Source organism: Streptomyces sp. HB132, assembly GCF_016909575.1.
Classification (GTDB): Bacteria; Actinomycetota; Actinomycetes; order Streptomycetales; family Streptomycetaceae; genus Streptomyces.
The window spans coordinates 118,540-133,780 of record NZ_JAFBGA010000018.1 but is presented as its reverse complement, the minus strand read 5'-3'; the positions used below and the strand labels follow the sequence as shown (position 1 = coordinate 133,780).

Below are 15,241 nucleotides of genomic sequence, written 5' to 3'. Positions count from 1 at the left end.
TCCTTGTCCTCGTCCTTGTCCTTGTCCTTCTGCCAGTCGTCGGCCGACACCCCGGCCAGCGCACCGCCACCGGCGTGCACACCGCCCTCGGGCTTCTCGTGCTTCCACGAGTCCGGCTTCTCCCGGTCGTCGTTGCTGCCGGAACCGGACTCCTCGTCCTTGTCCTCGTCCTTGTCCTTGTCCTTCTGCCAGTCGTCGGCCGACACCCCGGCCAGCGCACCGCCACCGGCGTGCACACCGCCCTCGGGCTTGTCGTGCTTCCACGAGTCCGGCTTCTCCCGGTCGTCGTTGCTGCTGGCGGAGGAACCGCTGTCCTTGTCCCAGTCGTCCGCCGAGGTCACGGCGTATGCGGCGGGAACGGAGACCGCGAGGACCGCCGTGACGGCGGCCGATGCGAACAGGGTGCGGGCAGAGCGCATTGGATACACAGTCCTTTCGCCACCCCCGCGCTGGCCGGCTGGTTGTCGGCTCATCGGATCACGGGTGCGACGTGATCCACCGTCAGCCGAAACACGGAGGCGCACCACTCGGGAGGGCCGCATTCGAGCGACGCGGTGGTCTCATCGTGTGACGCGAGGCCGGATGTCACCCGTTGGACGGCACGCCACGCCGGGGCGAGGTTTGGGCGAAGATGATCATCCGTGTAAGGGGGCTTCCGTGGTGCTCGTAGGATCGCCGCATGAACGACATCGCATCCGGCGGCTGCTGCTCCCCCGGCCGCAGGAGGCCTGACGGCACGTCGGGAGCCGTAGCGCCCGCCCCGGCGGCAGAGGCTGCATCTCCAGGTCAGGTGGCACGTGTGGCTCAGACGGAGAGGCTGGCCCCTTCGTCGTCCGCCCGGGGCGGGGCGGACGGGGACGGGATGGTGCTGCTGCCCGCCGGGTCGTTCCTGATGGGGACCGAGGACCCCGAGGGGTTCGGGGCCGACGGCGAGGGGCCGGTCCGCGAAGTACGGGTCTCCGCCTTCCGCATGGACGCGCACGCGGTGAGCAACCGGTGCTTCGCGGAGTTCGTCTCGGCCACCGGCCACGTCACGGAGGCCGAGCGGTTCGGCTGGTCGTACGTCTTCGCCGGGTTCCTGCCGGCCGCGCTCAGACGCGGTGCCGCCCGCCCGGACGGTACCCCCTGGTGGTGCGGGGTGGAGGGAGCCCGGTGGAACACGCCCGAAGGCCCCGGCAGCGGGATCGGCGACCGCGAGGACCATCCCGTGGTGCACGTCTCCTGGAACGACGCGCGCGCGTACAGTCGCTGGGCGGGTGCCCGGCTTCCGACCGAGGCCGAGTGGGAGTACGCGGCCCGGGGTGGCCTGGAGCAGGCGCGCTATCCGTGGGGCGACGACCTGGCCCCCGGAGGGGAGCACCGCTGCAACATCTGGCAGGGGCAGTTCCCCACGAAGAACACCGCCGAGGACGGCTACGCGGGCACCGCTCCGGTCGACGCCTACCGGCCGAACGGCTACGGCCTCCACAACATGGCCGGCAACGTCTGGGAGTGGTGCCAGGACTGGTGGAGCACCTCCCACCCGGCGGCGCGCAGGAGCGACCCCCGCGGTCCGGGCGCGGGTGACTCCAAAGTGATGCGTGGCGGCTCCTACCTGTGCCACCGCTCGTACTGCAACCGGTACCGGGTGGCCGCCCGTACCCGCAACACACCGGACAGCACCACAGGGAACCTGGGCTTCCGCTGTGTGCGCACGGCCTGATCCAGCCGTCATTGCGGCAACATGAATATTTTTCCGGGTCATTGACGAAAAAATCCCGGGGTCATCATGCTGGGCGCCATGCACTCACACGGTGGACCTCTCTCGCGGCTGAGGCGCGGGCACGAGGAACGCGTACTCGGTCTGCTGCGCCGGCACGGACCACAGAGCCGAGCGGAGCTCGGACGCCAGGCCGGGCTGTCCCGCACCACGCTGTACGACATAGTCGGGACCCTGGTCGCGAGCGGTGCCGTGGTGGCGGCCGCCACGGATCCCGGTCCGCGCAGGCGCGGCCGTCCGGTCGAGCACCTCACGCTCAACCCCGCCGCCGGGCAGGCCGTGGGCATCGACTTCGCCCGCCGAGCCGTTCATGTGGCCGCCGCCAACGTGGCGCACGAGGTGATCGGTTCGGCGAGCCGTGCCCACCCCCCGGATCTTTCCTGGGAGCGACGGGTGGAGCTCGCCGAGCGGCTGGTCGCCTCGCTGGCCGGCGGCACTCTCCGGCTGGCCTCCCTCGGCACGACCGGCGCGGTCGGGGTCGGCGTGGTCGGCCCGGTACGGACGGCCGGCGACGCGCCGGAGGAACCCCTGGCGACCCTGGCCGAACTGCTGGGCAAGCGGTTCGGGGCACCGGTCCTGCTGGACAACAACACCCGGCTCGCTGCCCTCGCCGAGTCCACCTGGGGGGCTGCCGCAGCGAGCCAGGACGTGCTGTACCTGCGGCTCTCGCACGGAGTGGGCGGCGGCCTCGTCGTGAACGGTTCGCTCCACCGGGGTGTGGACGGCCTGGCGGGCGAGCTCGGGCACATCACCGCCGACCCCTCCGGCGGACCGTGCGAGTGCGGGGGCAGGGGGTGCCTGGAGACGATCGCGTCGATCGGGCCCGTCCTCGCCGCCTACCGCGCACTGGGCGGTCGCGCGGACGACGTCCCGACGCTCCTCAGGGCGGTCGACAACGACAACCCGGCGGCCCACGAGGTGCTGCGGGCCGCGGGAACCCGGATCGGCGCGGTCCTCGCGGGGGTCGTCAACGCGGTCGGCCCGGGAGTGATCGTGCTGGGCGGTGAACTGGCCCGGGCCGGCGAGGCGCTGCTCACTCCCGTGCAGGAAGCGCTCGACGCGCATGTGCTGCCGCTGGCCCGTGGGCGTGTGACGCTGTTGCCCGCCGGGCTCGGCGAGGCGGGCGGGGCGCTCGGCGGAGTCGCCCTCGCCCTCCGTGAATCCCCTCTGCTCGCCCGCTACCCGGAACCGGGCAGCGAAGACCTTCCCGAGGACGCCGCATGAGTTCCACGGAGACACCCGTCAAGCGGGACGCTCCCGTACGGGAGACCGCGGGAGGCACCCGCGAGCCCCGGCGGAAGGGCATCCGCGTCCCCGCGATCGTTCTGAACCTGATCGCCCTGGTGGCGGGCGTCGGCCTGTGGGCGTGGCTGGCCTCGCTCGGGGTGCAGGCGCTTCCGGGGCCCGCCGCCGTGGCGGGCAGGGCGGGCGAGCTGATCGCGGACGGCACACTGGCCGACGACTCGCTGGCCAGCCTGCGGCGCGTCCTGACCGGCTTCGCGCTGGGGACCCTGCTGGCCGTGCCCGTGGGCTTCCTGATGGGCTGGTACCCGGTGGCGCGCGGGCTGCTGGAACCGTACGTCCAGTTCTTCCGTACGGTTCCGCCGCTGGCGATGATTCCGCTGGCCATCGTGCTGATGGGCATCGGCGAGGTGCCAAAGGTGTTCGTGATCTTCCTGGCGGCGTTCCTGTCGAGCGTCGTGGCCGCCTTCCAGGGCGTCGTGGGTGTCGAGCGGACACTCATCGACGCGGCGCGGGTGCTGGGCGCCCGTGACGGGACGATCTTCCTCAAGGTGGTCGTCCCCGCCTCCGCGCCTTTCATCCTCGTCGGGATGCGGATCGGGCTGGGCTCCGCCTGGGGGACCCTGGTCGCGGCGGAGCTGATCGCGGCGCAGGAAGGACTCGGCTTCCAGATGCAGAAGGCGCAGATCTACTACGACCTCCCCAGCATCTTCGTCGCGCTCATCACCATCGGTCTGCTCGGCCTCGTGATGGACCGGCTGCTGATGCTCACCGAACGACGCCTCACCCGTTGGCAGGAGACCCGATGAACGCCAAGATCTCCTTCCGGAACGTCTCACGGACCTTTCCGCTGAAGAGGACCACCTTCACCGCCCTGGACGAGGTGTCGCTGGACATCGGTGACGAGGAGTTCGTCACCGTCGTCGGACCGTCCGGGTGCGGCAAGAGCACCCTGCTCAATCTGGCCGCCGGGCTCGCCGCCCCGTCCTCCGGCGAGGTCCTCGTCGACGGGCGGCCGGTCACCGGCCCCGGTCCGGACCGCGGGGTGATCTTCCAGCAGTACGCGCTGTTCCCCTGGCTGACCGTGCGCGGCAACGTCGAGTTCGGGCTGAAGCTGGCGTCCGTGCCGGCGGCGGAACGGAGAGTCCGGGCGGAGCGTGCCATCGATCTGGTCGGCCTCACCGACTTCGCCGACGCACTTCCCAAGACCCTGTCGGGCGGGATGAAGCAGCGCTGCGCCATCGCCCGCGCCTACGCCGTCGATCCGCAGGTGCTGCTGATGGACGAGCCCTTCGGCGCACTGGACGCGCTGACCCGGGTCCAGCTGCAGGACCAGCTCCTGGACACCTGGAGCCGGGACCGGCGCACCGTCCTTTTCATCACGCACGACGTGGACGAGGCCGTGTACCTCGCCCGACGCGTCGTGGTGATGGCCGCGCGGCCCGGCCGCATCCAGTCGGTCATCGACGTGGACCTGCCCTATCCGCGTACCGAAGCCATCCGGCTCTCGCCCGAGTTCACCCGGATCCGCAACGCCGTGTGGACCTCCGTGTACCACCAGGCACCGGCTGCTCCGGCTGTCTGAGACCCACCCGTCACCCTCTCCCGAACCCCCGTGAGGAACCCTGCGCCATGCGTCTGCCCCAGCGCGCCCTGACAGCGGCCGTCACCGTGTCCGCCCTGGCACTCTCCGTATCCGGATGCTCCGGTGACCCGTCGTCCGACGGCGCCTCCACCGTCCGCTTCGGCTACATCAGCGACTACAACGGCGCGAGCCTGCTGGCCATCGCGGACCAGCAGGGGTTGTGGAAGGAGGAGGGGCTGGACCCCGAGTACTCGACGTTCACCAACGGACCCCTCCAGATCCAGGCGCTCGGGTCGGGCAACCTCGACTTCGGCTACATCGGCCCCGGTGCCATGTGGCTGCCCGCGTCGGGCAAGGCGAAGGTCGTCGCGGTCAACACGCTCGCACGCGCCGACCGGGTCATAGCCCAGCCCGGCATCACCTCCATCAAGGACCTCGAGGGCAAGAAGGTCGGCGTGCCCGAGGGCACGTCCGGAGCGATGGCACTCGATCTCGCTCTGCGGAAGGCCGGGATGTCGGACGAGGACATCGAGAAGGTGCCGATGGACCCGTCCACGGTCGTCTCGGCGTTCGTGTCCGGGCAGATCGACGGAGCGGGCCTCTGGTATCCGCTGATCGACAACATCAAGGCGAAGAAGCCGGATCTCAACGAGGTGGCCAGCACGGCGGACTTCAAGGACCGGGCGTTCCCCACGGCGTTCGTGGCACCCGCGAAGAGCGACGCGAAGCTGAACACCAAGGTGGTCAAGGTCCTCCAGAGGGCCAACGACTGGCGCGCCGCGCACCCCGACGAGGCCATCGACGCGGCCGCCTCGCTGCTCGAGGTCGACCGCGCCAAGGTCGCGGCGGACGCGGCCAACGTGGAGACGCTGTCCACGGCCGACCTGGTGGCCAGGACCGAGGACGGCACCGTGGCCGGCTGGCTGGACGGACTGGGCGAGTTCTTCGTGGACACGGGCCAGCTCAAGAAGGCTCCGGCGGCCGGCACGTACTACGAGGGTGACCTCTACACGAAGGCGTACAAGAAGTGAATCTGCTGTTCCTGATGACCGATCAGCACCGGGTCGACACCCTCGGCTGTTACGGCAATCCCCATGTGGCCACGCCGAATCTGGACCGGCTGGCCGCCACCGGCACGCGCTTCGACCGCTTCTACACGCCCACGGCGATCTGCACCCCGGCACGAGCGAGTCTGCTCACCGGGCAGGCCCCCTTCCGTCACCGGCTGCTCGCCAACTACGAGCGCAACGTGGGCTATCTGGAGGACCTGCGCGAGGACGCCTTCACCTTCCCGGAGGCGCTCGCGGCACGCGACTACCGGCTGGGGCTCATCGGCAAGTGGCACGGCGGGACCCACCGCAACGCCGCCTCGTACGGTTTCGAGGGCCCCGACCTGCCGGGCTGGCACAACCCGGTGGACCATCCGGACTACCTGGCCTACCTGGAGGAGCAGGGGCTGCCCCCGTACCGCATCTCCGAACCGATCCGGGGCACCGCCCCGGGCGGAAACCCGGGTAACCTCCTGGCCGCCCGGCTGCACCAGCCGGTGGAAGCGACGTTCGAGCACTATCTCGCCACGCGCGCCATCGAGCACCTGGAGCGTTACGCGGCCGGTGAGGAGCCGTTCTTCCTGGCCACGCACTTCTTCGGCCCGCATCTGCCGTACCTGCTCCCGGACGCCTACTTCGACCTCTACGATCCGGAACTCGTCGAACTGCCGCCGTCCATCGCGGAGACCTTCGAGGGCAAGCCTCCGGTGCAGCGCAACTACAGCGCGCACTGGGCGTTCGACACCATCCCCATCGAGACGACCCGCAAGCTGATCGCGGTGTACTGGGGTTACGTCACCCTGATCGACGAGCAGATCGGGCGGATCCTCACCCGGCTCGAGGAGCTGGGGCTGAGCGACGACACCTCGGTGTTCTTCACCGCGGACCACGGTGAGTTCACCGGCGCCCACCGGCTCCACGACAAGGGTCCGGCGATGTACGAGGACATCTACCGCATCCCCGGCATCATCCGGATCCCCGGTGCCGCCCCGCAGGTCAGGGACGAGCTGGTCAGCCTCACCGACTGCACGGCGACGATCCTCGAACTCGCGGGCTGCGACCCGTCCCCGGCGGTGGACAGCCGCAGCCTGGTGCCACTGGTGAGGGGTGAAGAAGCGGCGTGGCCCGGCGAGTTGGTCGCCGAGTTCCACGGCCACCACTTCCCTTACCCGCAGCGGATGATCCGCGACGACCGCTACAAGCTGGTCGTCAACCCGGAGTCGGTCAACGAGCTGTACGACCTGCGGACGGACCCGCACGAGCTCAGCAACCGGTACACGCATCCCGAGTTCGCCGCGACAAGGGCCCGGCTGATGCGGCGGCTGTACGAGCTGCTGCGCGACCGGGGCGACAACTTCTACCACTGGATGACGTCCATGTACGACATCGGCGCCTCCGACTACGACCCCAGCCTCAGCGCCTTCGAGAACGACGACAGCACCTGGACCGCGACCGCGGATCCGGGCGGGACACTCGCGGAGACCCCATGAGACGCGCACGAAGGACCACCCGACGTCTTCCCCGCTGGGCGGCCGGAGCGGCAGCCCTGGTCTGGCTGCTCACCCTCGCCTCGTCGCCGTCGCACGGCGCCCGGAGCAGTCCTGCGGCCGCGGCGACGTATACCAACCCGGTCTCCACCGGGGCCGTCGACACCTTCCCCGATCCCGCGGTGATCCGCGGCAAGGACGGCCTCTGGTACGCCTACGGCACCCAGAACCCGGTCATGCAGAGCAAGGGCGAGGACGGGGAACGCATCCTGCCGATCATGCGTTCGGCCGACATGGTGACCTGGGAGTACGCGGGCGAGGTCTTCACCCCCGCGGACAAGCCGGCCTGGCACGACGGTTCCCGGCTCTGGGCGCCGGAGGTCCGCTACGCCCTCGGCCGGTACCACCTCTACTACTCCGTACCCGGGCGCAACACCGTCGGCCTCGCCACTTCCGCCACCCCGACGGGCCCGTGGACGGACAGGGGCGCCGTGCTGGCTTCGCCGAGCGGCTGCCCGACGGGCAACATCGACCAGGCGCAGTTCACGGACTCGGACGGCACCCCCTATCTGTACTGGGGCAGTTACGACACGATCTGCGTCGCGAAGATGAACGCCGACCTGACCCGGACCGAGGGCGAGGTCACCCAGGTGGCCCGTGGCCGCCGGGTCGAGGGTGGCTTCGTCGTGCGGCGTGACGACTTCTACTACCTGTTCTACTCCGATGCCGGCTGCTGCGACGGCGCGTACAGCGGCTACCAGGTGAAGGTGGGCCGGTCGACCAGCCCCACCGGTCCGTTCACCGACGACGAGGGCACCGATCTCATGGCCCCCACCAGCAAGGCGGGCGTGGTCGCGGGGGCCAACGGCAACCGGTGGATCGGCCCCGGCCACAATTCCCTCCAGACCGACCTCGCCGGCCAGGACTGGCTCGTCTACCACGGCATCCCCGCCGAGTCGCCGGACCTCGCCCCGGCCTCGAACGGCACCCTGAAGCTGACCCGGCGCCCGATGCTCCTCGACCGGCTCGACTGGATCGACGGCTGGCCCGTCGTACGGGCCGGCGCGGGACCGTCGGACCGACCGACCGCCGCACCTGTGACCTCGTGGGCGACCGGGGGAACCTTCAACGACGCCGGCCTGTCGGGCTGGCGCGCCGAGGGCGGCAGCGCCGACGGCTGGTCCACCGCGACCGATCCCGCCGCACGCGGCTACGCGGAACACACCCCCGTGCCGTCCGGGACGGACGCCGCCTATCTCGTCGCCGCCGGGCGCGCGCCCGCGGACCTGCGGGCCGAGGCGGACCTGAGGGTGACTTCGGCAGGCGCTGCGGCGGGACTCACCGTCGCGTACCGGAACCCCGGCAACAGGATCGTGGCCTGGCTCGACCGCGCACGCGGTGCGCTCGTCACCGACGTACGCGTGGGTGGCAGGAGCCGCGGGGAGCAGGTGACCGCGCTGCCGTCCGGATTCTCGTGGGACACCTGGAACAACGTCTCCGTGGAGGTACGCGGCACACGACTGACGGCCGAGGTGACCGGCGACCGGCTGCGGGATCCGGCGGCACTGCAGACCCGCGACCTGCCGGCCGCCGCCGTGCGCAAGGGCGCGGTGGGTGCCGCCGCACGGGGTGCGGGTGTGGCGGCGGACAACGTGGGGGCGGCCGCCCTCCACCGGCCGGTGACGAAGCGGGTGGCCACAGCGCCGCCCGGGCCGCTGATCCCCGGTCACAGCGACGAGTTCGACACCGCTGTGGTCCCCGGCACGAGTGCCGGTTCCCCCTGGCAGTGGGTGCGAGGACCGGCAGCCGGGGTCTCCATGACCGGCGGCGCGCTCTCCTGGCCGACACAGGACTCCGAGCTGCATCTGGGCAGCAACACGGCCTCCGTGATGCTGCGGGACGCACCGCGGGGCGACTTCACGGTGGAGACGAAGCTGCGGTTCGCTCCCGACCAGGCGGCCCAGCAGGCCGGCCTCATCCTGTACGAGAACGACGACCGGTGGTTCAAGCTCGTCCATTCCGTGCTGCCGCTCGCCCACGGCGACGGTGCGCTGCTCGATGTCAGCGAGTTCGGCAAGGAGGGCGAGCGCCCCACCACCACCCCGCCGACGGCGACGGCCAACGCTCCGATGTTCGTGGGTCCCACGGCCGACACCATGTGGCTGCGGATGGCGTACCACCGCGACACCGCGAACGGGGAGCACGAGGTACGCGCGTCCACCAGCCGTGACGGCGTCCGCTGGTCCGCGGGCGGCACCTGGACCCTGCCGGTGCGGGGCGCGCTGAAGGTCGGTCTCGTCTCCCACAACCGGGCCGGCGCGACGGCGGAATTCGACTACGTACGGACGTACGCCACCCCGTGAACCCGTCGGCACTCCCTGAACGCATACCCCGCAGATCTCACCTTCCGTCACCGAGGGGAGTCACGAGGACGGGCCGTGTACCCGCCACACGCCACGACCTCCTCGTCGTCTCCCTCGACGGCAAGGGACAGTACGAACACGTCATCAACGACACCGGATCCCCCACATCTGGGACGGACACCCGTCCGTCCCAGGTGGTGTCCCTCCCCTGAGGCGGCGTGAGCTGAGCGGGACTTCACTCCCCGTACGAGCGGGGCCCGGCGGTCGTCACTGCCGGGCCCCGCTCCACGTCCCGAGGAGCATCGCCAGATGGGCGAGCAGTTCCGGTCCGTCCACCGGGACGCCGCACAGCCCGAGATAACCGTCGGGCCGTACGAGGAACGCCTCACCGCCCCGCGCGCCGTAAGCACGGCAGAACTCGCCGAGGCCGTCGTGCGCGGCGGGTGTGCGCAGCGCGGGGGCGCGTACCCCGGAGTCGAGCACCGCACAGGCGTTGAGCATGCCGTGTCCGGCGTTCCGGGCCGCCGCCGCGACCTCGTCGAACACCGCGGTCTGGTCCTCGTGGTCCGCGTAGAGCAGCAGCGTGTGGTCCCGTTCCCTCAGCAGGGTGAACAGCCGTACGGGGAAGGTGCCCAGCGCGAACCGGAGACCACCGCAGTCCGGCGCCCGGTCGCCGGGAGCCGGGCCCTCGTGGGCCGGGGGCGGGCCGTCCTCGGGCGGGCCGTCGTGGGCCGGGCCGGCCGGTCCCACGATCGGGCTGCCCCGGTAGCCGAGGAGCAGTTGCGCCTCGCGGAGCAGCATCGTCGCGGGGTCCTCCGCTTCCGCCCCCAGGCCGGCCCGTGCGTGGCGCAGTGTCCGCGCCACCACCTCCTCGCCGACCGGCCGGCGTTCCGCGTCGTAGCTCGCCAGCAGTCCGGGACCCGCGTGGCCCCGGACGGCCGCGGCGAGCTTCCACGCCAGGTTGAACGCGTCCTGGACCCCGGTGTTCATGCCCTGGGCGCCCGTGGGCGGATGGATGTGGGCGGCGTCCCCGGCCACGAAGACCCGCCCCGCGCCGTAGCGGTCGACGATCCGGTGGCTGATGCGGAAGACCGAGGACCAGCGCAGCGAGGTCGCGGTCGTGGGCCGGGGTGACAACCGGTCGAGCACCGCCTGGATGTGTTCGATCCCTGGCAGCGGCCCCTGTTCGCCGCTCAGGCCGTGCGCCACCCCGCCGGCATCGGCCCCTCCCACCCTGGAGAGTTCCGGTGGTGTGCGCATCGACATCCGGTAGCGGCCGTCGCCGGGCAGTGGGATGCACACGAGGAGGTCGTCGGTCCGGCCGTTTTCGGCGACGTGCGTGGAACGGACGCCGTACCCGCCCGGCAGGTCCCAGTCGACCTCGACGTCACCCAGCATGTACTCCTCGGGGAGCGCTCCGCCTTCGAAGGACAGGCCGAGGCCCTTGCGTACGACGCTGTGGGCGCCGTCGCAGCCCAGGAGGTAGCGGGCGGTCACTTCCTCCCTGCTCCCGCCGGGGGAGGTGGAGAGGACCGCCCTGACCTCACCCAGGTCCTGTTCGAACGAACGGAGTTCGGTCCTGCGTTCGACGCTCCCTCCCCGGCGCCGCAGAAGCTCCTCGAGGAGGCGCTCTGTCTCGTACTGCGGGAGAGCGGCGAAGCCGTAGGGAACCTCCGGGGGCAGCTCCAGGTCGATCCGGGCCCGTTCCTCGCCGTTGACGAAGAGCAGTTGTCCCTTCATCGGGACCGCGGTCTCCAGGACCTCGCGGATCATGCCCATCCGGTCCCAGATCTCCAGTGTCCGGGGCTGGACGCCCACGGCCCTGGCGTACGGCAGCCGTTCCGGGAGCCGGTCGACGACCCTGCACGAGATCCCGCGCCGGCACAGCTCGGCCGCTGCCGTCAGACCGACCGGGCCCGCCCCTGCGATCAGCACGTCGACGTCCACCACGGGTACCTCCGAGGGCGAGATGCGGTCAGTCCAATGCAGCACACCGTGGGTGGTATGTCCATTTCGCACCTGGTCCCGGACGGGCCGGCGCGGCTCCCGCCCGCGCCGGCCCGAGGGCGTCAGCCGACGGCGCAGTCCTCACCGCCCAGGGTGAACGCGTCGGGCTCCGTACCGGCGCCCGTCGACGTGCCCGTGAAGCCGAAGCCCACCGAGGAACCCGGGGCCACCTTGCCGTTCCAGCCGACGTTCGTCGCGGTCACCTTCGCCCCTGCCTGCTGAGGGGAGGCGTTCCACATCTGGGTGATCTTCTGGTCCCCCGGGAAGGACCAGCCGAGCTGCCAGCCGTCATACGCCGCGCTGCCGGTGTTGGCGACCGTCACATCGGCCTGGAAACCGCCGGACCACCGGTTGGTGACCGTGTACGTCACCTTGCAGCCGACGTCCGACGGGGGCTCCTCCGGCTCGGGGTCGGGATCGGGGTCCGTACCTCCGCCGTCGGTGTCCGAGGATTCGCCGACCTGGATCCCCCGGCCGTTCGTGGAAACGTACACGCGGCCGTAGACGCGCGGATCCCCGGTGATCGCTGCGCCGGTCCACGCCCACTGGTGCGCGTCGTCGTTGACGCGCGTCCAGCCGGCACCCGAGTCCGTGGAACGGAAGATGCCGCGCACCCCGCCGATCTTCGCGCTGACGAAGACGGTCGGGTACGAGGCACCGGCGGCCGCCTTGCCGAAGCCGACGCTGTCGGCCTGCTCGATGCCGGAGAACCTGGTGAAGGTCGCGCCGGAGTCGGTGGAGCGCCAGAGTCCGTAGGTGCCCGTCGACGCTCCCCCCGCGAGCCAGATGTCGCCTTCGGCGCCCGGCAGCGCCTTGAAGCGGACGTTGCCCTCGGCCGGCAGTCCCGTCGCCTTCGCGGCGAAGGTGGCTCCGCCGTCGGTGGACACGTAGAAGGTTCCGGCCTTGAAGCCGTAGAACTTCTTCGGGTTCTTCCTGTCGGACTCGACCGTCGCCCCCGCGGGGATGCCGGTGGAGGCGGTCCACGTGTTGCCGTAGCCGGTGGTGCGGTGGACGGCGGCCCCGTCGGGACTCCAGACGAATCCGCTGCCGTCCGCCGCGGCGGCGACCGTGCCGCCGCCGGTGACCCCGGAGGGTTCGGAGCCCTGGAACCAGTTGGCGCCGTTGTCGGTGGAGAAGCCGATGTGCGGGGCGGCGTCGGCGTTGCCGACGCGCACGACCGTGCCGGGGGCCGTCTCCGCGAAGTCCAGACTGGTCGTCGAGTCGAGGTTCGGGGAGGTGAACATCATGGCGGGCACCTTGTCGAGGTCCGTGTGCCGGAAACCCCCGATGTCACCGAGTGCGCTGAGCAGCGGCGCGCCGGAGGGCGGGCTCGCCAGGTCGTTGACGGCTGTCTCCTCCAGCCCCTCGACCACGGGCGTGATCTCGAACCGGCCGCCGGAGTCCCAGGAGGTGAGGTTCTCGGTGCCGTAGACCGTCGCGCCCGTGCCGTACATCATCCGGTCCGAGTCGAACGGGTCGATCTCCAGCGACTCCGTCATCCAGCCCAGCTTGGGGGCGGTCTCCGGCGGGGAGGGGTTGGCACCCCAGCTGAGCCAGGGCACGGAGGAGACGTCCAGGGTGTAGCGGTTGGAGCGGTTCGGATAACTCGTGTAGTCCCAGGCCTTGGTCCAGGTGGCGCCGCTGTCCGTGGAGCGGAAGATCTGGGTGTCGGGCCACCAGGAGCTGTACGCCGTCGCCATCAGGGTTCCGGGATCCTGCCGGTCGACGGAGAGGCCACCGAAGCCGTAGTAGGTGTCGGCCTCCGCGACGGGGCTGACGTCGGCCCAGGCCCCGGACTCCGTGTCGTACCGCCAGATCCGCCCCTTGGCACCGTCGTACGGGCCGCCGGTGTCGCTCAGCGTCAGATAGAGGTGGCCCGTCTCCGAGTCGAGTACGCCCTTGTGCGCGAGATATCCCGTCGGCTGGCCCGCGATCCTGGACCAGGTGCCGCCGCCGTCGGTGGAGCGGTAGACGGTGTTCTCCTTGTCGGCGACCCCGACGTAGATGTCCTGGGTCGCACTGCCCGCGCCGCCGGAGCGCTCGTCGAAGGTCACCCAGACGACGCCCTGGTTGTCGTTGCCGTATCCGCTGGTGTCGGACGGGTCCTGCGCGTAGTTGCCGGGGTTGGGGAAGGCGGTCACCTCCGACCAGGTGACCCCCGAGTCGGTGGACCGCCACAGCCCGTTGCCGCTGGGTGCGCCCAGGTACAGCACGGAGTTCTTGTTCGGGTCGACCGCGAGCCGCTCCCCCATCCCGCGCCCGGGCATGTTGCCGCCGATCTTGAAGGGCAGCGTGGCCGCCTTCCAGGAGGCACCGCGGTCCGAGGAACGCAGGACCGCTCCGTTCGTCGGGTCCCAGCTGTTGGTGTACGTGCCGACGGCGGCGTACACGTTGTCGGGGTCGGACGTGTCGGAGGCGAGGCTCGCCACCCCGGACCAGCCCCACCGGTCCCAGTCCACCCAGTCCAGCAGCGGTGTCCACCGCTTGCCCGCCTGGTCCCAGCGGTAGGCGCCGCCTATGTCGGTGCGCGCGTAGGCGAGGTTCTTCTCCGACCGGTTGAAGACGATGCCCGGTACGAAGCCGCCGCCGTCGATCCGTGCGTTCTTCCAGGTGTAGGTGTCCGCAGCGACGGACACCTCCGATGCCTCGGCCGCGACGGGCTCTTCGGCCGAACGTGCCACGGCCGGGGTGCCGGTGACCGACAACCCGGCGGTGAGGGCGAGTGCCGCCAGTAGGGCGGCGATTGGTCTGGCGCTGAAGCGCACGGAAACGTCCTCTCCGAGCTGGTACGCCGCGCAGCGGCGGTACGGGGCTGACACAGAGATGGGAGCGCTCCCATAGAGCATCCCGATCGTAGCGCCGGGCGCCTCCTGAGAGAAGGGTGGCGCAGTCGTCCCATCGGATGAATCGCGCCGCACCCTCACGCACCACCGACCCCGCCGCATGCGTCCACCCCCACCACCGACCGGGCGGCGCCACACCTCCTCCACAGACCAGGAGTTCGCGTGACGGGACGGGCACGCGAACCCGGAAAGCACTTCATAAACACGCCATCCATTCACCGGAGAGGCTCTCACGAAAAGCGAGTCGTGCTCACCTTTTACAATCGCGTGAATATCGATGCCTCCCGAACTCTCCGCCGGCTCACACCATCGGGACATGAAATCAAGAGGGTCACCGAATCAGGGAAACCTGCACACGGCGTGCGCACACCGATCACGCGGATTGACACATATACGCAGGTCCCGATGGCCCAGGAGGTGGATTCGGGCGAGAGCGCCCTACTTGGGGGGCGGGAAGTTGCGACGGTGCGGAATTACTCCGGTGAAGCTCGTGAAGGATCTGACGTCATGAAATGAACACTTCTCCACGCGAGCCGGATCCAGCAGCGCGACAACAACGGATCCACCGCAGTTCGATTGGCTGTACGAGGCACAGGCATGCTTTGATCCTGGGCCATGCGGAGGCCGCGGTACGGGTTTCCGTATGTAAGCAATTTCCATACGAAGGGCTGCTCATCATGAACTACACCCCCCAGGTCGAGACCGCCGAGATCTCCGACAGCGACCTCGACAACGTCTCGGGCGGCCTCGTCGGCGGCCTCGTCGGCAACGTCACGGGCACCGTTGAGGGCATCGTCCCGGTCTCCGGCGTCGTCGGCTCGGTCACCGGTCTCGTCGAGGGTGCCACCGGCGTGAACACCGGCGCGGTCACCGGTCTGGCCTCCGGCCTGACCGCGGGTCTCTGAG

At 70.5% G+C, this 15,241-nt stretch carries 10 protein-coding genes and 1 pseudogene; 8 read left to right on the top strand and 3 right to left on the bottom strand.

Features of this window, described 5'->3' with window-relative positions; translation table 11 throughout:
- Positions 1-419 (bottom strand): annotated as a pseudogene (locus JOC24_RS29100) (hypothetical protein); the annotation flags it as partial.
- A 443-nt stretch (positions 420-862) separates the two neighbouring features.
- On the opposite strand from JOC24_RS29100, the gene JOC24_RS29095 reads away from it, so the two are divergent.
- From JOC24_RS29095 to JOC24_RS29065, 7 genes are all read left to right on the top strand, one after another.
- On the top strand, positions 863-1,702 hold the full coding sequence (locus JOC24_RS29095) for a formylglycine-generating enzyme family protein (protein WP_205023399.1): 840 nt from the start codon (positions 863-865) through the stop codon (positions 1,700-1,702).
- A gap of 66 nt (positions 1,703-1,768) precedes the next feature.
- Positions 1,769-2,983 (top strand): ROK family protein, encoded by a 1,215-nt coding sequence (locus JOC24_RS29090; protein ID WP_205023392.1) that lies wholly within the window; start codon positions 1,769-1,771, stop codon positions 2,981-2,983.
- Entirely contained in the window at positions 2,980-3,810 is an 831-nt protein-coding gene (locus JOC24_RS29085) for an ABC transporter permease (RefSeq protein WP_205023391.1), read from the top strand. The genes JOC24_RS29090 and JOC24_RS29085 overlap by 4 nt, the downstream gene beginning before the upstream one ends.
- Positions 3,807-4,586, top strand: a complete 780-nt coding sequence (locus JOC24_RS29080) for an ABC transporter ATP-binding protein (protein WP_205023390.1) — start codon at positions 3,807-3,809, stop codon at positions 4,584-4,586. Before JOC24_RS29085 ends, JOC24_RS29080 begins: the two co-directional genes overlap by 4 nt.
- Before the next feature lie 47 nt (positions 4,587-4,633).
- Positions 4,634-5,617 (top strand): aliphatic sulfonate ABC transporter substrate-binding protein, encoded by a 984-nt coding sequence (locus tag JOC24_RS29075; protein ID WP_205023389.1) that lies wholly within the window; start codon positions 4,634-4,636, stop codon positions 5,615-5,617.
- Positions 5,614-7,125 carry a sulfatase-like hydrolase/transferase gene (locus JOC24_RS29070; protein WP_205023388.1) on the top strand — a complete coding sequence of 504 codons (1,512 nt, stop codon included), beginning with the start codon at positions 5,614-5,616 and terminating at the stop codon, positions 7,123-7,125. Before JOC24_RS29075 ends, JOC24_RS29070 begins: the two co-directional genes overlap by 4 nt.
- Positions 7,122-9,485: a family 43 glycosylhydrolase gene (locus JOC24_RS29065; protein ID WP_205023387.1), complete on the top strand. Its 2,364-nt coding sequence runs from the start codon at positions 7,122-7,124 to the stop codon at positions 9,483-9,485. Before JOC24_RS29070 ends, JOC24_RS29065 begins: the two co-directional genes overlap by 4 nt.
- A gap of 267 nt (positions 9,486-9,752) precedes the next feature.
- Here JOC24_RS29065 and JOC24_RS29060 read toward each other — a convergent pair whose 3' ends face one another.
- Together JOC24_RS29060 and JOC24_RS29055 are read right to left on the bottom strand one after the other, a co-directional pair.
- Positions 9,753-11,435, bottom strand: a complete 1,683-nt coding sequence (locus tag JOC24_RS29060; protein WP_205023398.1) for an FAD-dependent monooxygenase — start codon at positions 11,433-11,435, stop codon at positions 9,753-9,755.
- Between the two features lie 119 nt (positions 11,436-11,554).
- Complete coding sequence (locus JOC24_RS29055; protein WP_374104539.1) at positions 11,555-14,257, bottom strand: cellulose binding domain-containing protein; 2,703 nt, start codon at positions 14,255-14,257, stop codon at positions 11,555-11,557.
- Between the two features lie 755 nt (positions 14,258-15,012).
- On the opposite strand from JOC24_RS29055, the gene JOC24_RS29050 reads away from it, so the two are divergent.
- Positions 15,013-15,240 carry a hypothetical protein gene (locus JOC24_RS29050; RefSeq protein ID WP_014157700.1) on the top strand — a complete coding sequence of 76 codons (228 nt, stop codon included), beginning with the start codon at positions 15,013-15,015 and terminating at the stop codon, positions 15,238-15,240.
- Position 15,241 lies beyond the last annotated feature (1 nt).

Excerpts from the sequence above, each read along its gene's own strand:
- JOC24_RS29095 (WP_205023399.1), top strand. The coding sequence starts at position 863 with ATGGTGCTGCTGCCCGCCGGGTCGTTCCTGATGGGGACCGAGGACCCC.
- JOC24_RS29090 (WP_205023392.1), top strand. The coding sequence starts at position 1,769 with ATGCTGGGCGCCATGCACTCACACGGTGGACCTCTCTCGCGGCTGAGG.
- JOC24_RS29085 (WP_205023391.1), top strand. The coding sequence starts at position 2,980 with ATGAGTTCCACGGAGACACCCGTCAAGCGGGACGCTCCCGTACGGGAG.
- JOC24_RS29080 (WP_205023390.1), top strand. The coding sequence starts at position 3,807 with ATGAACGCCAAGATCTCCTTCCGGAACGTCTCACGGACCTTTCCGCTG.
- JOC24_RS29075 (WP_205023389.1), top strand. The coding sequence starts at position 4,634 with ATGCGTCTGCCCCAGCGCGCCCTGACAGCGGCCGTCACCGTGTCCGCC.
- JOC24_RS29065 (WP_205023387.1), top strand. The coding sequence starts at position 7,122 with ATGAGACGCGCACGAAGGACCACCCGACGTCTTCCCCGCTGGGCGGCC.
- JOC24_RS29050 (WP_014157700.1), top strand. The coding sequence starts at position 15,013 with ATGAACTACACCCCCCAGGTCGAGACCGCCGAGATCTCCGACAGCGAC.